This window comes from Streptomyces sp. NPDC047982 (genome assembly GCF_043204165.1).
Lineage (GTDB): Bacteria > Actinomycetota > Actinomycetes > Streptomycetales > Streptomycetaceae > Streptomyces.
Genome location: NZ_JBIDBS010000006.1, coordinates 91,517 through 110,663 on the forward strand (window position 1 = coordinate 91,517; position 19,147 = coordinate 110,663).

The 19,147-nt window shown below is 73.3% G+C and carries 14 protein-coding genes and 3 pseudogenes; 4 read left to right on the forward strand and 13 right to left on the reverse strand.

The genetic code is table 11. The features are described from left to right. Nucleotides 1–17: 17 nt before the first annotated feature. Nucleotides 18–1,292: a DUF1343 domain-containing protein gene (locus ACGF2V_RS09545; RefSeq protein ID WP_362623339.1), complete on the reverse strand. Its 1,275-nt coding sequence runs from the start codon at nt 1,290–1,292 to the stop codon at nt 18–20. A gap of 719 nt (nt 1,293–2,011) precedes the next feature. On the opposite strand from ACGF2V_RS09545, the gene ACGF2V_RS09550 reads away from it, so the two are divergent. After that, nucleotides 2,012–2,614, forward strand: coding sequence for a TetR/AcrR family transcriptional regulator (locus tag ACGF2V_RS09550; RefSeq protein ID WP_362623336.1), 603 nt, complete (start codon nt 2,012–2,014; stop codon nt 2,612–2,614). Nucleotides 2,615–2,762: 148 nt separating this feature from the next. Next, nucleotides 2,763–7,643 carry a HEAT repeat domain-containing protein gene (locus tag ACGF2V_RS09555; RefSeq protein ID WP_362705087.1) on the forward strand — a complete coding sequence of 1,627 codons (4,881 nt, stop codon included), beginning with the start codon at nt 2,763–2,765 and terminating at the stop codon, nt 7,641–7,643. 54 nt (nt 7,644–7,697) lie between these two features. On the opposite strand, the pseudogene ACGF2V_RS09560 reads toward ACGF2V_RS09555, so the two are convergent. The 7 genes and pseudogenes from ACGF2V_RS09560 to ACGF2V_RS09590 form a co-directional block, all read right to left on the reverse strand. Further along, nucleotides 7,698–8,165 (reverse strand): annotated as a pseudogene (locus ACGF2V_RS09560) (acyl-CoA dehydrogenase family protein); the annotation flags it as partial. 133 nt (nt 8,166–8,298) lie between these two features. Continuing rightward, nucleotides 8,299–8,625, reverse strand: coding sequence for a DUF202 domain-containing protein (locus ACGF2V_RS09565; RefSeq protein ID WP_362623330.1), 327 nt, complete (start codon nt 8,623–8,625; stop codon nt 8,299–8,301). Then, nucleotides 8,622–9,017 carry a DUF202 domain-containing protein gene (locus ACGF2V_RS09570; protein WP_362623327.1) on the reverse strand — a complete coding sequence of 132 codons (396 nt, stop codon included), beginning with the start codon at nt 9,015–9,017 and terminating at the stop codon, nt 8,622–8,624. The genes ACGF2V_RS09565 and ACGF2V_RS09570 overlap by 4 nt, the downstream gene beginning before the upstream one ends. 46 nt (nt 9,018–9,063) lie before the next feature. Further along, on the reverse strand, nt 9,064–9,660 hold the full coding sequence (locus tag ACGF2V_RS09575; protein ID WP_362623324.1) for an NUDIX domain-containing protein: 597 nt from the start codon (nt 9,658–9,660) through the stop codon (nt 9,064–9,066). 33 nt (nt 9,661–9,693) lie between these two features. After that, nucleotides 9,694–9,807 (reverse strand): annotated as a pseudogene (locus ACGF2V_RS09580) (3-alpha-hydroxysteroid dehydrogenase); the annotation flags it as partial. 94 nt (nt 9,808–9,901) lie between these two features. Next, nucleotides 9,902–9,995 (reverse strand): annotated as a pseudogene (locus tag ACGF2V_RS09585) (3-alpha-hydroxysteroid dehydrogenase); the annotation flags it as partial. A 53-nt stretch (nt 9,996–10,048) separates the two neighbouring features. After that, nucleotides 10,049–10,942, reverse strand: a complete 894-nt coding sequence (locus ACGF2V_RS09590; protein WP_362623319.1) for a DMT family transporter — start codon at nt 10,940–10,942, stop codon at nt 10,049–10,051. A 432-nt stretch (nt 10,943–11,374) separates the two neighbouring features. Here ACGF2V_RS09590 and ACGF2V_RS09595 point away from each other — a divergent pair, with 432 nt between their 5' ends. Further along, nucleotides 11,375–13,030 (forward strand): FAD-binding dehydrogenase, encoded by a 1,656-nt coding sequence (locus ACGF2V_RS09595; protein WP_362623316.1) that lies wholly within the window; start codon nt 11,375–11,377, stop codon nt 13,028–13,030. A gap of 229 nt (nt 13,031–13,259) precedes the next feature. Continuing rightward, complete coding sequence (locus tag ACGF2V_RS09600; RefSeq protein WP_362623314.1) at nt 13,260–14,201, forward strand: LysR substrate-binding domain-containing protein; 942 nt, start codon at nt 13,260–13,262, stop codon at nt 14,199–14,201. Between the two features lie 88 nt (nt 14,202–14,289). On the opposite strand, the gene ACGF2V_RS09605 is transcribed toward ACGF2V_RS09600, so the two are convergent. The 5 genes from ACGF2V_RS09605 to ACGF2V_RS09625 form a co-directional block, all read right to left on the reverse strand. Further along, nucleotides 14,290–16,110: an acyl-CoA dehydrogenase gene (locus ACGF2V_RS09605; protein ID WP_362705084.1), complete on the reverse strand. Its 1,821-nt coding sequence runs from the start codon at nt 16,108–16,110 to the stop codon at nt 14,290–14,292. Nucleotides 16,111–16,322: 212 nt separating this feature from the next. Beyond that, nucleotides 16,323–17,330 carry an amidohydrolase family protein gene (locus ACGF2V_RS09610; protein ID WP_362623310.1) on the reverse strand — a complete coding sequence of 336 codons (1,008 nt, stop codon included), beginning with the start codon at nt 17,328–17,330 and terminating at the stop codon, nt 16,323–16,325. Nucleotides 17,331–17,332: 2 nt separating this feature from the next. Beyond that, complete coding sequence (locus ACGF2V_RS09615; RefSeq protein ID WP_362623307.1) at nt 17,333–17,854, reverse strand: 3-hydroxyanthranilate 3,4-dioxygenase; 522 nt, start codon at nt 17,852–17,854, stop codon at nt 17,333–17,335. After that, nucleotides 17,851–18,306, reverse strand: coding sequence for a RidA family protein (locus tag ACGF2V_RS09620; protein ID WP_362705081.1), 456 nt, complete (start codon nt 18,304–18,306; stop codon nt 17,851–17,853). Before ACGF2V_RS09620 ends, ACGF2V_RS09615 begins: the two co-directional genes overlap by 4 nt. After that, nucleotides 18,306–19,067, reverse strand: a complete 762-nt coding sequence (locus ACGF2V_RS09625; protein ID WP_389044902.1) for a 2-keto-4-pentenoate hydratase — start codon at nt 19,065–19,067, stop codon at nt 18,306–18,308. The genes ACGF2V_RS09620 and ACGF2V_RS09625 overlap by 1 nt, the downstream gene beginning before the upstream one ends. Nucleotides 19,068–19,147 lie beyond the last annotated feature (80 nt).

Below are 19,147 nucleotides of genomic sequence, written 5' to 3' on the forward strand. Positions count from 1 at the left end.
GCCTCACCGGCACGGCCTCACCGGTACTGGAGGTACTTCTTCCGGACGGCCCGGAACGCGGCGAGATCCGCCGACCAGGCCCCCACCACCTCGTCCGTGCCGGCCCCCGCGTCGATCATCGTGCGGACCCGGGTGTTGCCGGTGAGTTTGTCGATCCAGTTGTCGGAGCGCCACGCGAACCCGCTCCAGGTCCGCTTCGCCGTCACCAGCAGTCCGATGCCCGTGCGGACCGGATCGAAGGCGGCACGGTCGTGGACGTACAACTGCACCCCGCCGACCGTCTTCCCCTGGAACTTGGAGAACGTCGGCGCGAAGTACGCCTCGCGGAAAGCGACCCCCGGCAGGTCCAGCGCGTTGGCCGCGGCCGCCCACCGGTGGTCGATGCCCTCCGCGCCGAGCAGTTCGAAAGGCCGGGTCGTGCCGCGCCCCTCGGAGAGGTTCGTGCCCTCGAACAGGCAGGTGCCCGCGTAGACCAGCGCCGTGTCCGGCGTCGGCATGTTGGGGCTCGGCGGCACCCACGGCAGGCCGGTCGCGTCGAAGAAGTCCGAGCGCCGCCACCCCGACATCCTCACGATCCGCAGATCCACCGGCCGTTCCAGGAACTCCTGGTTGAACAGCAGCGCCAGTTCGGCGACCGTCATGCCGTGCGCCTGGGCGATCTCCCGACGGCCCACGAACGTGGCGAACGCCGGGTCGAGGACCGGCCCGAGCGCCGCCCGTCCGGTCACCGGGTTCGGCCGGTCCAGCACCACGAACCGCTTGCCCGCGAGGGCCGCCGCCTCCATGCAGTCGTACAGGGTCCAGATGTACGTGTAGAAGCGGGCGCCCGCGTCCTGGATGTCGAAGACGACCGTGTCCACGCCGGACGCGGTGAAGATGTCCGCGAGCGGCTGACCGCTCTTCAGGTACGTGTCGTAGACCGGGAGGCCGGTCGCCGGGTCGTCGTACCGCCCCTCCGAGCCGCCCGCCTGCGCGGTGCCGCGGAAGCCGTGCTCGGGGCCGAAGACGGCGGTCAGGTCCACGCGGCCGTCCGGGTGCATCACGTCGATGATGTGGCGCACGTCGGAGGTGATCCCGGTCGGGTTGGTGACGACTCCGACCTTCTGGCCCTTCAGCAGCGCGTAGCCGTCCGCCGCCAGCCGGTCGAATCCCGTGCGGACCCGCCCACGGCCGCTGCCGTGTCCCTTGCCGGCCGCGGGGGCGGCGGCCGCCCCGCCACTGCCTGCGGCCGTCGCCGCGAGGGCGCCCACCGCGCCGCCGGCGGCCAGCAATCCACGTCTGGACAGGCTCATTCGGCTACCTCCGTGATCGCGCTGTCTGTCATGGCCACGCACGCTAGCGCGTGATCAGGCCGTACGGAACGAGCCGGACGGGACGGGTGGGGCGGACGTGTTGCGTGTGTACGGACGTGTTGCGTGTGTACGGACGTGCTGCGTGTGTACGGATGTGCTGTGTGTGTAAGGACGTGCTGCGTGTGTTGAGTGTGCTGCGTGTGTTGGGTGTGCTGGGCACGATGAAGGCCCCCGTCGCGTGAGGCCCCGGGCCGGGTGGCGGGCTCTTCCGCTCCGGCATACCGACTGGTTAGTCTGCCGCGTGCGGTCGGCGGGGAGAGGCGGGGAGAGGCGGGACCGACGAGCGCCACGGCGCAGGGCGCGGGTGTGGGGGCGCGGGTGTGGGGGGCGCGGGGCCGTCGCAGGCGGCGTCGGGGCCGCGCCGGCCCGTCGCTTCGCGGAGGAGGGCGCGCGGTTCGTGGCCCTCCGTGAGACATGTGGCGGCTATGAGAAGGGGCGTCCATAGGGTGCTTGCGCCAGAGGGCCTCCTATGGGTCCTCCGGGTCCGTGCGGCTATATCACGGGGCCGTGCGGCCGAGATGCTGACCGGACACCCGGGGGCGGCGGGTGGGAAGATCCTCGGGCGGTGACCGCGTCCCCATCCGGGGACCGCTTCGCACACGGCACGCGGATCGCCCACGGCGCGGATCCGCGTACAGGACGGAAGGAAGGTGACGGCCATGACCAAGGTGTCGGACGGGAAACCGGAGGAACCGGTCCCCGTGCCCCGGCGGCTGCTGGCCGCCGCCACCCGGCTCTTCGCCGAGAAGGGCTACGACCGCACCTCCGTCCAGGAGATCGTCGAGGCGGCGGGCGTCACCAAGGGCGCGCTCTACCACTACTTCGGCTCCAAGGAGGACCTCCTCCAGGAGGTGTACGCCCGGGTGCTGCGCCTCCAGCAGGAGCGCCTCGACGCCTTCGCGGACGCCGACGCCCCGGTCGAGAAGCGCCTTCGCGACGCCGCGGCGGACGTGGTCGTCACCACCATCGAGAACCTCGACGACGCCGCGATCTTCTTCCGCTCCATGCATCATCTGAGCCCGGAGAAGAACAAACAGGTACGGGCGGAGCGGCGCCGCTACCACGAGCGCTTCCGGGCCCTGATCGAAGAGGGCCAGCGCAGCGGCGTGTTCTCCACGGCCACTCCCGCGGACCTGATCGTGGACCACCACTTCGGCTCGGTCCACCACCTGTCCACCTGGTACCGGCCCGACGGCCCGCTCGGCCAGCAGGAGGTCGCCGACCACCTCGCCGACCTGCTGCTGCGCGCCCTGCGTCCGTAGCAGCCCGTCCGCCCGTCCGTTCGCTCGTCCGTCCGTCGGTCCCCGGCGGCCGGGGCACGCCCCGCGCACCGGTACGGGCACAGGAATCACGTCCGTGAGGCCCAGATCTCGTTGGCGGCGGCGGGAACGCCGCCGTTAGCATCCGACGGTGAGGACGCCGACCGACGGACAGGTCCAGGACCGAGTCCACGAACGGATGCAGGAACAGATCCACGACGCCGTACGCCGGGCCGACGTCGGCCGGTTGTCCGGGCTCATCGATGCCCGGGACTGCCCGCCCGCCGTGCTCGGACGCCTGATCCGGCACGAGGATCCCGGCCTGTGCGAGCTGGGGCTCGTCCTGCTCACCGAGCGCGTCACGTCCGCCGGCCCGTCCGACGGGGCGGAGGGAGCCGAGCTGGCCGGACTGCTGCCCCGAACGCCGACGGGACGGCCCGAGGCGGACCTTCTTATCGCCGGACTCCACGGGCACCTGGGCCCGTACCTTCGGGGCCGCCCCCGCCCGGCATGGCGCACGGCGGGGCTCCCGGCCCGGGTTCGGGTCGCGTGGCTGCGCGTCGACGTCCTCGACGAGCCGACGGTGATCCGCGACGAGCCCCGCGGCGAACTCCTCTACCAGGCGGTACGGGCGATCGACATCGCCCGCGCGCCCCGGCCGGCCCGGCTCGTGGACGAACTCGCCGGCAGCGGCGACCCGGTGCTCCGTACCGAGGCGCTGCGGCTCGCCCGGCAGGGCCTGCGCGCCGGACTCCTGGCCCCCGCACGGGTCCGCAGGACCCTGGCCGCTCTGATCGCCACCGAAGCCGCTCCGGTTTCCGCCGATGCCGCTCCGGTTCCCGGCGACGGTCCGGCGGCCCTCGCCGAGAGTGCCGTCGTCGCCGACGCGCTGCGCGAACTCGGGGAGCCCTGGGCCGCGACGCAACCGCTGCCACCGGGGCACCTCTCCCCGTTCCTCGCCGCCGAAGCGGCGCGGACCCGGCCCGCGACGGCCGACGCGGCGCTCACCGTCGCCGCCCGCCACGGCCACGGGGAACTGCTGCGGCGGGCCGTCGGGGACCCGGACCTTCCGCCGGGCACGCGCCGACGGGCGATGGAACTGCTCGGCGCACTGGCGGGCCGCGACGACATCGGTGACCTCGTGGCGGTCGCCGCGGAGGATCCGCTGCTGTTCGGGCGGCCCGCGGTCGCCTGCCTGCGGGGCCTCCACCGGCGCGGGCACTTCGTTGCCGACCCGCACGCACGGGCCGTCGTCGGCCTGGCCCTGGCCGACCACTCGATACCGCCCGACGAGGTCGCGACGATCCTGTTCACCTGCCGGGCCGAGACGTTCCCGGCACTGACCGAAGCGGACCCGGGTGATCCCGGATGGCCGCGACGGCTCGCCCTGCTGGTGGCCCTGGCCGGGCAGGGAACGGACGAGCTTCCGGTCGGGGAGACGATCACCCGCGTGCTCCCGTCGGCTCCCGAGCCCGGCCCGTTCCTCCGCGCGATCCGCGAACTGCGCCACTGCCCGGCCGAGGAGGCCGTGATCGCGCTGCTGCCCTCGGCGCCCGCCGCGGCTCTCGACGCACTGGAGGCCATCGGCGGGCGGCGGACGGTACGGGCGCTGCGCGACGGCCTGGGCCTGGCCGCGACGCCGCCCGCCCCCCACCTGTACCCCGTGCGGCACCGTGCGCTCGAACTGCTGTGGCAGCTCAACCGCGACCCGGAACTGCGGCAGGCCCTGCTGGTACGGCTCGACCCGCTCGATCTGCCGGACCGTGTGGCGGCGGACCTCGGCGGGCCGGACGAGCGGGAAATGGCCCTGCTGCGCTCCCGCCCGGACCCGGCCGGGCCGGTGGCGGCGCTGCGCCGGATGGCGGCGCACGGCGGCGCGGGCACCCTGCCGGCCGTCGCCGACCTGCTGCTGCGCATCGTGTCCGACCTGGCGGACGGCCGGCCGACCACCGCCGTCACCGGGTCGCACGACCGGGTCCCGCCGGGCGCCGAGCCCGTGGTGCCCCAGGAGGTCCTGGACGCCCTGCACGGCCTGGGCCGTCGGCTGTACGAGCGGGGCGCGATCCGGCCGGTCTGCCTGCTCGACGCGGTGGACGCGCCACAGGCCGGTCACGCACTCGTCGCGACCACGGGCCTGGACCTGCTGGAACGTCCCGGACTCACCGACCGCGAGCGGGTGATCCTGCTGGAGATGCTGCGCAGAGCACCCTGGACCGGCACCCGGGCCCGGGTCCACCGACTGCTGCGCCACCGCGACCGGCATGTGCGCAAGCACGTCATCGCCCTGCTCGCCCGCGAGACCCCTGGCGAGGACACGCCCACCCGCAAGAACGCGCCCACCGCCGAGGACCCGCCCACCGGCGGGGACGCGCAGGCGCTGTCGGCGACCCTGATCGCGCTGACCCGCGCGCCGGACATCCAGACCCTCCGGCAGGCGCTGATCGCGCTGGGCCGGGCACGGGCCCACTGGGCGTCCGAGGCGATCGCCGCCTGTCTCGGCCATCGGAACATGAACATCAGGAAGACGGCCGCCGAGGCGCTGGTCCGCGCGGGCACCCCGGCGGCCGTGCCCCCGCTGCTGCACGGGCTCGGGCACCACGACAACCCCGGGCTGCGCGACGCGCTCGTCGCGGCCCTGCGTACCGTTCTCGGTGACGCGTACGCGGCGACACTCCTCGCCGCCGCCGAGCACAGCGGCGACGCGAGGTGCCGGGACCGGCTCCTGGAAGGACTCCACGGCACCCTCACGGCGCGTGCGGTCCTCGCCCTGGACGACCAGGGGTCACCGGTGGCGGCCCCCCTGCTCGCACTGGTCGCGGCCCGGCGCGTCGGCCTGGCCTCCGGGACGGTGCGGGACCTCGCGGCATCCATGGCCCGGCACGGGGTCGCCGCCCCTGACGGGGCACGCAGGCCGTCGTCGGACGACGGGACCGACCGCGCCGTCACGTCGCTGGTCACCAGGGGCTGGGACCCCGCGATCGCGCTGCGCCTTGCCGGGTGCCCGGGCCGCCCCCGCCCCGAACGGGCGGCGGAACTGCGGCCCATGCTCGGCGACCTGCTCCGGCTGGCCTCCGCGCGCCCCGCGGCCCGGAAGGACGTGGTGCGGCTGGCACTGCGTGCCTGCCCCGGGCCCCGGACGGCCGACGAGCTGAGGGTGTACGCCCGGTCCGTCCCGGTCCTGCTCGACACGCTCGCCGACGCCCGGGACGAGGACCGGCACGATCTGATCGCGGTACTCGAAGAGGTCGCGCCCACGCTGCCGCCGGCCGGCCGGCCGGCCGTCGTCGCCTCGGTACGGGCTCTGCGCCCCGCGCCCGCGACCCCACACAGGTCCACGCTGACGCTGCTGCGCAGGCTCGACGCGGTGCTGGTCCGGGCCGACCTCGACCGGGCGCTCGACGCGGCCCGGCTCGGCGCCGACCCCTGGAAGGCGGTGACCGCCGTGCTGCGCGAGGCGTTCGCGGTCCCGGACGCCGGTTCGCCCCCGACGGACGGCGGACCGGCCGGTTCGTCCCCGGCGTCCGCCGGCTCGTTCCGGGCCGGGCTCCTCCCGGTCCGGAACGACGGGACCCGGGCCGAGAGCGTCGAGGGCGACAGATCCAGGGCCTGGCGGGCGGCGCTGCACGAAGCGACGCGCACCCCGGCCGCGCTCGAGGAGTTCCGTCGGAGGGACGACGGCACGCTCGGCTCCCGGGACCGGCTGGCCGCGCTGGTCGAGACCCACCACGGGGCCGGCCCGGAGGTCCGGGCAGACCTGCTGGACTGGATGACGCTGCTCCAGCCGCTCGACGCACCGCCCTGGACCATCGCCGAGACCGCGCGCACACCGTCCCCCGCGCCCCGCCGCGTGCGGGGCGACGACCTCGACGGGCCCCGCTCGACGCCGCTGCGCGAACGCCTGCTCGCCCTGTTGGAGTCCACCGCCGCCGACCGCAGGACGACCGCCGCCCGCGCACTGGCGACGTGGCCCGAGCCCGATGCCCGGCTGCCCGTGCTGCTCGCGTTCCTCCGAGGTCGAGTCGACCTGCCCGTCGACGACGGCCTCGCCCGTGCGCTGACCGCGGTCGGCACGGCGGAACTGCGCGGCGACGGCATCCTGCGCGACCGGGTGGCCCTCGTGGCCTCGAAACTCGGCCCCCAGGAGCGGGAACCGCTGGTGCCGCTGCTGCTGGAATGGTGGGAGCAGGCCCCGCCCTCCCTGCGACCGGCGCTCGCGGCCACCCTGCGCGGCCACCCCGCCGACGCGCTCGCCCGCGCCCTCGAAGACCGCCTCGACGCCGGAGCCTGGGGCTTCCTCGACCTGCTCGCCGGCAGTCGACTGCTGCGCACCCCGGCACTGACGCGCGTCCATGAGCGGCTGCGCGCCGAAGGGCGCGACGCGCTCGCGGACCGGCTCGTCCTCGTGGAGGGCCCGCTGCGCGGCCCGGACGCCGGACAGCGGGACGCGGCGGAGCGGGCGGCGCTCCGCACCCGCACACCGGCCGCGCCCGGCGGGGCACCGAGCCACCCCTCCCGGCGGGAACTGCTGGAGCTGGCCCGCACCGGAACCCCGGACCAGGCGTGCCGGGCCCTGACGGAACTCTCCGGCGCGCACCCCGGACCGGAACCGGACCAGGACCCCGAACTGCGCGAACTGCTCGGAGAGTTGCTGCTCCAGTCCCGGGGCAGGGTCCGGCTGCGCGCCCACCGGGCCTCACGGACGATGCTCGACCGCGACACCCATCTGCGCCACACCGCGCTCCTGCTGGACGATCCCCGGCCCGACGTGGTGCGCTCGGCGGTCCGTACGCTCTGCCGAGCCCGCTGGCGGCCCGCGATCCCCGCCGTGACGGCCCTGCTCGCGCACCCCCGGCCCGTCGTGCGCCAGGCGGCGGCCGACGGCCTCGCAGGGATGGGCGAGGCGGCCGTCCCCGCCCTCCGTCACGCCGCCGACCACGCACGCCCCGACCGACGCGCTCTCTACACCTCCGTGCTCGACCGGATCACGGCCGCGCCGCGTGCGGGGCGGCAGCCGGGCCCCTCCGGCGACTGAGGGCACGACGGCACCCGGCGGCCCCCGGCCACGGGCCCGCCGGATCACCGACGCCTACACGTACCCCTTGATCTCCCGCCGCGCCAACGACCGCTGGTGCACCTCGTCCGGCCCGTCCGCCAGTCGCAGGGTCCGTGCCGCCGCCCACAGCTCGGCCAGCGGGAAGTCCTGGCCGATCCCTCCGGCCCCGTGCAGCTGCACCGCCCGGTCGAGGATGCCGACCACCGCGCGCGGGGTGGCGATCTTGACGGCCTGGATCTCCGCGTGCGCGCTCCGGTTGCCGACCGTGTCCATCAGCCAGGCCGTCGTCAGTACCAGCAGCCGCAGCTGCTCGACCGTCACCCGCGCGTCCGCGATCCAGTTCTGCACCACGCCCTGCTCGGCGAGCGGCTTGCCGAAGGCCGTACGGGACACCGCGCGACGGCACATCAGCTCGATCGCCCGCTCGGCCATGCCGATCAGCCGCATGCAGTGGTGGATACGGCCCGGCCCCAGCCGCGCCTGGGCGGCGGCGGTTTCGCCCTCGGTGCGTGGAGGTGCTGAGGAGCCGGCACGAGGCGATGGGGAGGCGTGGCGCGGTACGGGGTGGTGGGGAGGCGCGGGGTCGGCACGGGCCGCCCGGGCCACGACCCCAGGCGCGTGCGCGTGCCGGGCCTCAGAACAGCAGGCCCGCGGCGAAAACCGCCAGCGCGATCACGCACGCGGTCGCGGCCAGCGCGCCTCGCGTCGGCAGTGGCCGGGGCCGTGCGGCCGCCATCCGGAGCACCCGCCGGTGCGCCACCAGCAGGAAGCCCAGCCAGGCCAGCGCGCTCAGCGCCACGGCGACGAGGGCCCCGGGGCCCGCCCCGGCGTGCAGTGCCTGCCGGACCGCCAGCAGCGCCACCACCGTGCAGGACAGCGTCGTGCGCCGCCACGCCAGCCGGGTCCGCTCGGGCTGTAGCCCGGGGTCGCGCGCACTGACCGTCCGCGTATGGGCCGTCACCGGCTCTCCCAGCCGAAGAGCACCACCAGCACCATCGCCACGGCGACCACGGCGACGGCGAGCCCCAGCACCGTCGGGAATCTGGAGACCGGCAGATCCTCGCCGCGCCGCATCGCCCGCTCGCAGCGCACCCAGTGGTTGATGGCCCGCAGCGCGCACAGCACACCGGACGCCAGCAGCGCCAGTGCCAGACCGGCGCGGACGCCCCACGCCAGCTCCGGAAGGAACTGGTCGACGGCGAAACCGCCGCCGATCAGCGCCAGGGCCGTGCGGAGCCAGGCCAGGAACGTCCGCTCGTTGGCGAGCGAGAACCGGTAGTCGGGGGTCTCGCCCTCCTCGCGGATGCGCTGCGGCGCGAACCACAGCCGCAGACCCCGTACGAACTCGTTCATGCCCGCCGCCCGTCCGTCTTTTTGCGGATGGCCCCGCCCGGGCGGTTCAAGACGACGCTCCGCCTGCCCGGAAGGCGCACAGCCGGTGGTACGCGTCCAGGCCGTCCGGCACCCACTCCCAGCCGCCGAGCCGGTGCTCCAGCTCCGCGTCGGTGAGGAAGGCGTGCCAGGCGACCTCCTCGGCCTGCGGGTTCACCGGCAGCTCGCACCGTACCTGGTACACCCGGCTCCACCAGGAATGCTCGGCGCTCGTGTAGAGGAACGAGAACAGCGGCTCGGGGCGGGGGAGCCCGCGCACCCCCAGCTCCTCCTCGGCCTCCCGCAGGGCCGCGTCGTCGTACGACTCGCCCGCCCCGACGACCCCGCCGACGAACATGTCGTAGTGGGACGGGAAGACCAGCTTGGTGGGGGTCCTGCGGTGCACGAAGAGCCGGCCCGCGGCGTCCCTGGCCTCGATGAACACACAGCGGTGGCGCAGGCCCCGAGCGGTTGCCTCACCGCGCGGGGCCTGCCCCACGACCTCGTCGTTCTCGTCGACGATGTCCAGAATCTCGTCGAGAATCTCGTCGGAAGGGTTCTGGAAAGAAGTCCCGGTGGAAGAGGTCGCTTCGAAACCGGAAGGGGCCTTGTCGGAAGGAGCCATGTCTCTCATTCAACAACAGATCCCCCTTCGTGATCACCGGCGCACGACGTACTCGACGGCCGGCCCCGTCGTCCAGCCGCCGTCCACGGCCGACTCGGCGCCGGTGAGGTACGAGGCGGCGTCCGGCAGGAGGAAGACGACCGCCTCGGTCGTGCCTTCCCGTTCGGCCCGCCTCTGTGCCCACTCCACGGTTTCCGTGCAGCCGAGAAGCGCGACGCCGACGGCTTCACAGGCGTCGGCCGCCCGACGGAGTTCACTCGTACCCCGGCCGCGCCAGGTTCCGGCGCGCCGATCCTGGTCGGTCCTCGCACGCCCCACTTCGAGGCGCCGCGCCCGCCCGGTCGGGGCGGGGCGCATCGGACCGGCGGCCGAGGCCCGGGCGCGTCGTTCAGTTCGACTGGAGGCTCTTGTGCCGGTGCCTGCCCACCGGCCCCTCCGGCATGGCCGGATGCAGTCCCAGCAGCACGATCCCGGCGACGATCGCCATCAGACCCGATGCCTGCCAGGCCAGCGCGACCGCATCGGTGCGCAGGCGGTCGCCGAGGAATCCGACCCCGCAAAGGATCCCGGCCAGTGGCTGGGAAGCGGTCAGTGGGGGGAGGGAGACCCGCAGCGGGCCCGTCTCGAACGCGCTCTGGACCAGGAGCAGGCCGGTCACCCCCAGGACCACCACCCCGTACGGCTGCCACGCCGTCAGTGCGGCCGTGAACCCGCCCTCGGTGATCCGTTGGCCGGTGAGCCGGGTGAGCGCGTCCTGTAGCCCGTACAGCAGTCCGGCCGCCACCGCGAGCAGCGCCGGGGCGGCCCCCGAGGGGTGGCGTTTGGCGAAGGAGGTGAGCAGCAGAGCGGGGACCACGACGGCGCCGATGACCAGCCAGTGCCGCAGTGGATCGGTCACCGCCTCGCCGCCCTGCGGTCGGCCCGCCAGCAGGAACGCGGTGACCCCGCCGGCCAGCAGCCAGAGCCCGGACCATCCCTGCCGGCCGAGGCGCTGGCCGGTGCGGTGGCGCGAGAGAGTCATCGCGAAGAGCAGATTGGTGGCCAGCAACGGCTCGACGACGGACACCTCGCCCTTGCCCAGGGCCAGCGCGCCCAGCACCATGCCGCAGACCATCAGACCGATCCCGGCCAGCCAGCTCGGCACCCGCATCAGATCCAGCAGCAGCCGGGGGGAGAGGTAGTCGCTCCTCGGCGCGTGCGAGGCGGCGTCCTGCTGGAGGACGAAACCGAAGCCCAGGCAGCAGGCGGCACTCACGGCGAGCACGACAACCAGCACCGACACGCTCCTACCCCAAGCCTGGCCGGAAATGGGTGATTTGTTTCGACGATAGCGCCTGTGACCGCCGAGCGCGGTCGGGAGTGCCGCCGACCGGGCGGTTGACGCCGCGGCGGCCGGTGCAGAGGATCTGACGCACGAGTAACGGCCTGGGGGCGATGGGGGGTGGATCAGGGAGCGTCGCCGTGCGGCTTCGACGGCACGGTGGAGGAGGGAGTCGATGCGGCGCGGATGGGGTTCCCCCCGGTCGAGCGAAGCCGAGACCTTGGGGAAGACCGACGACGCGGCAAGCGCAGTCGCGGGCCCGCTCCCTGTCGCCCCCAGGTCGCAACTTCCGCTGACTCCCGGCGTTCTGGCCGGACACCGACGCGGCCCGGCGGATCCCGCCGACGACGCCACTGAGGCCCGGCCGAACCTGCCCGACTAAGGATGGAACCCATGGCGTACGACGCTGATGTGATCGTGATCGGGGCAGGGCTCGCGGGTCTGGTGGCCACGGCCGAGCTGGTCGACGCGGGCAGGTCGGTGATCCTGCTCGACCAGGAGCCCGAGCAGTCGATCGGCGGCCAGGCGCACTGGTCCCTGGGCGGGCTCTTCCTCGTCGACTCGCCCGAGCAGCGCCGGCTGCGGGTCCGCGACAGCCATGAGCTGGCCCTCCAGGACTGGCTCGGCACGGCCGGTTTCGACCGCGAGGAGGACCACTGGCCGCAAAAGTGGGCCGAGGCGTACGTCGACTTCGCGGCCGGTGAGAAGCGGTCCTGGCTGCACGCCCAGGGGCTGCGGCTCTTCCCGGTCGTCGGCTGGGCGGAGCGCGGCGGCTACGAGGCGACCGGCCACGGGAACTCCGTACCCCGCTTCCACATCACCTGGGGCACCGGCCCCGGCGTCGTCGCCCCCTTCGAGCGCCGGGTCCGCGCGGGCGCGGCCAAGGGTCTCGTACGGTTCCGGTTCCGCCACCGGGTCACCGGACTCGGCCGCACCGCGGGCACCGTCGACACCGTGACCGGCGAGATCCTTGAGCCGAGCGCGGCGGCGCGGGGCACCGCGAGCAGCCGGGTGGTGACCGGCGCCTTCGAGCTGCGGGCCCAGGCGGTGATCGTCACCTCCGGCGGCATCGGCGGCAACCACGATCTCGTACGCAAGCAGTGGCCCCGGCGGCTCGGCACCCCGCCCGCCAAGCTGCTCTCCGGAGTCCCCGCCCATGTCGACGGGCTGATGCTCGGCGTCGCCGAGGAGGCGGGCGCCCGCCACATCAACCGCGACCGGATGTGGCACTACACCGAGGGCATCGAGAACTGGAACCCGATCTGGGCCCGGCACGGCATCCGAATCCTGCCCGGTCCCTCCTCGCTCTGGCTGGACGCCCGCGGCAGGCGGCTGCCCGTGCCGCTCTTCCCGGGCTTCGACACCCTCGGCACGCTCGAACACATCATGAGGTCCGGCCACGAGTACACCTGGTTCGTCCTCGACCGGAAGATCATCGGCAAGGAGTTCGCGCTCTCCGGCTCCGAGCAGAACCCCGACCTGACCGGCAAGTCGGTCCGGGACGTGATCGGCCGGGCCCGCGCGGACGTCCCCGCACCGGTGAGGGCGTTCATGGACAACGGAGCGGACTTCGTCGTCGAGAAGGACCTGTCCGCCCTGGTGCGCGGGATGAACGCGCTGACCGGCGAGGCGCTGATCGACGAGGCCGAACTGCGCCGCGAGATCCTCGCCCGCGACCGGGAGATCGCCAACCCTTTCACCAAGGACCTCCAGATCACCGCGATGCGCGGGGCCCGTGCGTACCTCGGCGACCGGCTGGTCCGGACGGCCGCGCCGCACCGCATTCTCGATCCCGCGGCCGGCCCGCTGATCGCCGTACGGCTGAACGTCCTGACCCGCAAGTCGCTCGGCGGCCTGGAGACGGACCTGTCCTCCCGGGTGCTCACCGAGGGCGGCGGCCCGCTGCCCGGTGTGTACGCGGCGGGGGAGGCGGCCGGATTCGGCGGCGGCGGGGTGCACGGCTACCGCTCGCTGGAGGGGACCTTCCTCGGCGGCTGCCTGTTCTCCGGCCGGGCGGCGGGGCGGGCGGCGGCGAAGGCCGTCGGATAGCACCGTACGGCCGTGTCCGCGGGGAGGCGCCCGGGCCGGTGCGAGGGCGACGCGCGGCAGCCGCCGGGCCCGGCCCGAGCGACGCCGTCCCGGGCCGGCCCGGACCCGGTCCTCGTACCGTGTCCGGGCCAGCCCGTCCGGTGCCTCCGCGCACCGCACCTGCCCTCGTGATGTGTCCGGAACCGTCCCCGTCCGGTGCGGCGGCGCGTATCGCGGATAGAGTCGGGGAGTGAAGATCCCGCGCCTCCTCGACGGGCGGCTGAAGCTCCGCCACCTGGTCCTCGTCGACGCGCTGTCCCGGCAGGGAACCGTCGTCGGCGCCGCCGCGGAGCTGCACGTCACCCAGCCGGCCGCGACCCGCAGCCTGCACGAGCTGGAGGAGATCCTCGGCGTCCCGCTGTACGAACGCGGTCCCCGGGGCATCACCGCCACCGTGTTCGGCGAGGCGTTCACCGAGCACGCGCGGGCGGTTCTGGCCCAACTGGCCCAGGCGGGCCGTCACGTCGTGGAGCTGGCCGACGCCGACCGCGGCACCGTGATCGTCGGCACCCACCTGGCCGGGTCCAACGTGCTCCTCCCGAGGGCCATCGCCGAGGTCAAGAAGGAGCGCCCCTACCTCACGGTGGTCGTGCGGGAGGCGTCGCCGGAAGCGCTGCTCCTGGACCTGGAGGCCGGCCGCATCGACTTCGTCGTCGGCCGGCTCACCGTCCCCTCCGACGAGCGGATCGTCCGCCGCAAGCTCTACGACGAGTCGGTCGAACTCGTGGTCGGGGCCGGGCATCCGCTCGCCGGGCGGGCGCCGGTGGAACTCGCCGACCTGGCGGACCGCCCGTGGATCCTTCCCGGTGCCGAGACCGCGCTGCGGCGGGAGATCGAGGAGTTCTTCGCCCGGCACGGCATGCAGTTGCCGATGAACCGGGTCGAGACCACCTCTTTTCTGACAGTACGTCAACTCCTTTTGGAGACAGACGTCGTCGCGGCGCTGCCCAGCCTGATCGTCCAGGACGACCCGCGGCTCGTCCGGCTGTCGGTACTGCTGGACCCCATCAGTCACAGCGTCGGGCTGACCCTGTCGGCCGCCCGCGCGTTGGGCCCGTCGGCGCAGGCGCTGATCCGGAGCCTGGAGGGCATCGCCGCCCACATGTCCCCGCAGGGCGTGGACGGCGACTGAACCGCTCCGGCACCCGGCGGTGCCCCCGGGGTGGCGGCGGACGGAGGACTCCGAATCCGCCACCGGGGCACCGCACCGGCCGGGGCGCTCACCGGGGCGGCAGGATCCCCTCGAAGGCGTCCGGACGGTTGATGGGGTGGTCGAGGAGGACCTCGTCCATGGCGGCGAATCCGTCCGTGAGCGGCATGGCGTGGGGCGCGAGCTCCTCGACCACGCACTCGACCGCGTCCGGGAGCCGTCGTACCTGTTCGCCGGTGAGGTACCCCTCGGCGAGCAGGTCCCCGCTGTGAGCCGCTACGCGCCGCAGGGTGAACAGGCGGTGCAGCAGGCGCAGTTGACGCTGCGCCTCGGGGTGGGGGGTCCGGTCGGCGGCGTCCTGGAGAGCCTGGGCGGCCTGGTGGTGCGCGTGGGCGTCGACCAGTTCCAGAGCCGGTGTGACGGCGGCGTTCCACCGGTTGAGGGGATTGCCCGCCGCCGCGCCCCGCAGGCGGGTCCGTGCGCGCAGGTGCCATATGCGCTCGATGTCCGCCAACAGGTCCTGGAGGAAGAGCGGATCGTCGAGTTCGCGGGTCCCGGGCGGCGCGCCGTGGGGCTCCTTCGGGGTGAAGTGTCCGAGGAGCATCTCTCCGGCGGCCTTGACCCAGACGACGAGGTTGTCGCCCTCCGCCGTGATGGTTCCCTCGTTGGCGGCCAGCTGGCCCGCGATCCCGTTGGCGAGGAACAGCCCCTGCGCACCGCAGCGTTCGCGGCACTCGGTCATGACGGCGCGGGCCCGCCAGGTGATCCACCCCTTGGCGATGGCCGCGAACCGCTCCGCGTTCTCCCGCTCGGGCCCGGTGGCCCGCGCCCACTGCCGTACGGCCGCGCGGTGCAGGAACGTCGCGGCGTAGGTGGTGGCGATGGCGTCGAGGAGCGGGGTGTGGTGGCTGCGGTGGGCGAACAACGGGACATCGGCGCCCGCGGTCACCCCGGACGTCCGCCTCGTGTGGGCGTGCCGTACGGCCACGGCGAGCGCGTGGCGCGTGACCCCGAGGCTGTAGGCGCTCATGCAGAGCTTGCCCGCGGTGACGCGGCCGATGGACTGGAGGAAACGCTTGCGGGGGCTGCCGATCGAGCTGGTGAAGACGCCTTCTGGCGTGAGGCGCCCGTGGTCGGCCTGCAGCAGCGCCTCGTACGGCAGGCGGACGTGATCGAAGGAGGTGACGCAATGGTCGACGGGGGCGGTGGCCGTCTGCGGCAGCCTGCGGATGTCGACTCCCGGTGTCGGCAGGCCGTTCTCGTCGCCGAGCGGGGTGAGGAACAGGAAAACGCCCCGGTCCTGCCCGTCCGTGATGAGGCGGGCGGCGACGACGGCGGTCTTGGGGCCGCCGGTGGGACTCGTGTTCGGCATGAACTTGCGGGCGCCCGCGTGGGGGGTGTGCAGTACGAACTCGCGCGAGGCGGGTTCGTACGTGGCGGTGGTCTCCAGCTGCGCGGCGCTGTTGCCGTGACCGGCCTCCGTGCACAGGAAGGTTCCCGTACGCCTTAAGTCGACGAACTCGCCGAGCTCGCGGTCCGGGCCCGCGGGGTGGTCGAGGAGGCTGCCGAGGAAGAGGTTGTAATGGATGCTCGCGACCGTCCCCAGCCCCGCGTCGACCGGCCCGACCCATTCGTGCAGCGCCGTGAGTCGTTCCACGTCGGCCACGAAGTCCTCGGGGCTGTCGAGCGTGTCGTTGATCAGACGCAGGCGCTCGTAGGAGAGCGCGGCGCGTTCATCGGGCGACAGCCCTTCCTGGAAGCGGAACGGTTCGGTGCCCAGCAGCTTGCGCCAGGGCTCGTGGAGACTCTCCCGCTGTTCGCCGAAGAGCGCCTGCGTCAGGGCGGCGACGGTGGGAGCGACCTGGTCGGAAGGGGGTGAGGTGCTGATCATGAAGGGGAACGCTAGCTCATATGTTCGGTGGGCACAGTGTGATGATCATGACGATTAGAGGCCAGTGGATGACGGTAGGTAGTCATATTGGGGTCCGGCCGGTCCCCTTCGGAAGCGGAGGACCCGCGGCACCCCGCATGAGGGCGACGACATCGGAAACCGGCCGGTCCCAGGCGCCGCTCGCCCCCCGGACCGGCCGGTCCCGTGATCGTTCAGCCGCGCGAACCGTCCAGGCCCAGGAACCGTTCCGCGTTGCCGTACGTGATCAGCTCACGGCTGTGGTCGTCCAGGAAGGCGCTCTTGCGGACCACCTCGCCGACCGGCCGCTCCCCCAGCGGGTACGGGTAGTCGCTGCCCACCATCACCCGCTCCGCGCCGACCGTGTCGACCAGGAGCCGCAGCGCACGGTCGTCGAAGACCACCGAGTCGACGTAGAACCGGCCCAGGTAGTGCGAGGGCGGTTGCTCCGAGGTGCCGATCACGTCGTTCCTGCCGTACCAGGCGTTCTCCATCCGGCCGAGCCAGAAGGCGAAGGACCCGCCGCCGTGCGCGAAGCAGATCTTCAGACGCTCGTCGATCCGGTCGAAGACGCCACCCAGGATCAGGGCGAGGATCGACAGATGGGTCTCGGCGGGCATGGCCGTGAGCCACTGCGCCATCCACCGGTCCAGACGCGGCGAACTCGCCATGTCCCAGGGGTGGACGAACACCGGCACGTCGAGCGCGGCGCAGTGCTGGAGGAAGGTCACGACACCTTCGCTGTCCAGGTCCTGGTCACCGACGTGATTGCCGATCTCCACGCCCCGGTGGCCGCCCGCGATGCTGCGTTCCAGCTCGCGGCAGGCCGCGTCGGGGTCCTGCAACGGCACCTGGCAGAACGGGATCAGCCGGTCCGGCGCCGGAGCGACGATCTCCAGCGCGAGGTCGTTGAAGACGCGCGCTATCTTCGCCGCCTCGGCGCCGTCGCGCCCGTAGGTGAAGAACGCCGGGGTGGGGGAGACCACCTGACGGTGTACCCCGTCCGCGTCCATGTCCCGCAGCCGCGTCCCGGCGTCCCAGGCGTCGGACCGGATCCGCCGGAACTCCTTGGAGCCCATCATGATCACGGCGTCCGACTCGGACTCGATCCGCAACCAGGGCGCCTCCGGTCCCGCCTCGGCCGTCAGATCCGGCCAGCCGCGCGGGACGTAATGGGTGTGGATGTCGATCGTGCGGTCCACGCTCAGCCCTTCCCGGGGTGCAGGGCACCGCACTCCGGGCACGTGCGCGCCTTCTCGTCCGCGTAGAACTCGGCGAAGACCGGGGGCAGATCGGCCACGATGTCCCGCACCTGGAGCTCGACCTCGTGGATCCTCGCGGAGCAGCCGGGGCAGTACCACTGGAACTTCTCCAGGGTCCCCTCCTCCCGCACCCGCTCGATGACCAGTCCGATCGAACCGGCGTCGGGCCGCTGCGGGGAGTGCGGCACATGGCCGGGCAGCAGCCATGCCTCGCCCTGCCGGACGTGCACGGTCCGCGGACCCTCCTCGGTCATCAGGTCGACGTGCATGTCGCCCTTGACCTGGTAGAACCACTCCTCGTACGGGTCGATGTGGAAGTCGGTCCGCTGGTTGGGGCCTCCGACGACCTGGACGATGAAATCCTGGCCCAGGGACATGGTGCGGTTGTTCACCGGGGGCTTGAGCAGGTGCTCGTGCTCGGTGATCCAGCCCTGGAAATCGATGACCGGGGGAATGACGGTCATGAGGACACCTCCGTGCCGTGCGCTGTGATGGTCGTGCGGGGCCGCGGCAGATGCGCGACGGCCTGGATCTCGATCAGCAGGTGGGGATGCGGCAGTTGGTGCACGGCGACGGTCGTACGGGTCGGCCCCTGCTCGTCGAAGAACTCGCCGTAGACCTCGTTGTATCCGCCGAAGTCGTTCATGGACACCAGATAGGTGGTGATCTGCGCGATGTCCGGGAGCCCGGCGCCCACCCCGGCGAGGATGTCGCGGATGTTCTCGATCACCGCCCGGGTCTGCGCCCGGATGTCCAGGTTCGTGGTGCCGAACTCGTCGACCTCGACACCCACGAACGTGTTGTCGGGGCGGCGTGAACTGGTGCCGGAGACGAACACCAGGTCCCCGACGACCTTCACGTGCGGGAACCGTCCGCGCGGGGTGGCCTTGCCCCGGATCACCCGTGAGCCGCTCATCAGTACCCCTTGACCGTGACGGAGCCGAGGCCCGCCACCTCGCACTCGGTGAGCCCGGCCGCCAGCGGCAGCGCCGCCGTGGCCGCGCCCGCCAGCACCACCTGGCCCGCGCACAGCGGGATGCGGCGGCGCCGGGCCATGTCCAGCAGCGCGTGGAGCGCGCGCACCGGATCCCCGAGGATCGCGGCGGTCGACCCCACGGCCTCCTCGGCCCCGGCGCGCAGCCGCACCGCCCGGTCGCAGACGTCCTCCACCGGGCGCCACGGGCCGATCGCGAATCCGGCCGCGGAGGTGTTGTCCGCGACGACATCGGTGTACGTGAACCGGAAGTCCCGGTAACGCGAGTCGATGATCTCGAGGGCCGGGGCCATCGCGTCCACGCACGACTCGATGTCCACCGACGGGTCGTCGAGGTCGACGTCCCGGCAGATCCGGTACGCCACCTCCGGTTCGACCTTCGGGTGGATGAAGCCCGACAGCTCCACCTCGCCGCCGTCCGCGATCCGCATCGCGTCGGTGAGCCGTCCCACGATCACGTCGCAGACGCCCATCTGCGCCATCTTCGCCTTGCTGGTGAAGCCCAGCTTCACGCCCACGATCCGCTCGCCGCGCGCCTTGCGCAGCGCCAGCAACCCGGCCTGCACCGCGTACGCGTCGTCGATGTCCAGCTCATGGCCGTCGGCGAGACTCGGGGTGTCCCTGCGGGACGTCTGCGCCGTGTCCAGCCGTTGCGCCAGGACGCCGGTCAGCTCCGCCGATATCACTGGTCGCTCCTTTCCTTCGGGGCCCGTGCCGTATCCGCTCGGCGCGGGCCGGGGTCGTGACGACCGGTCACTGGGCT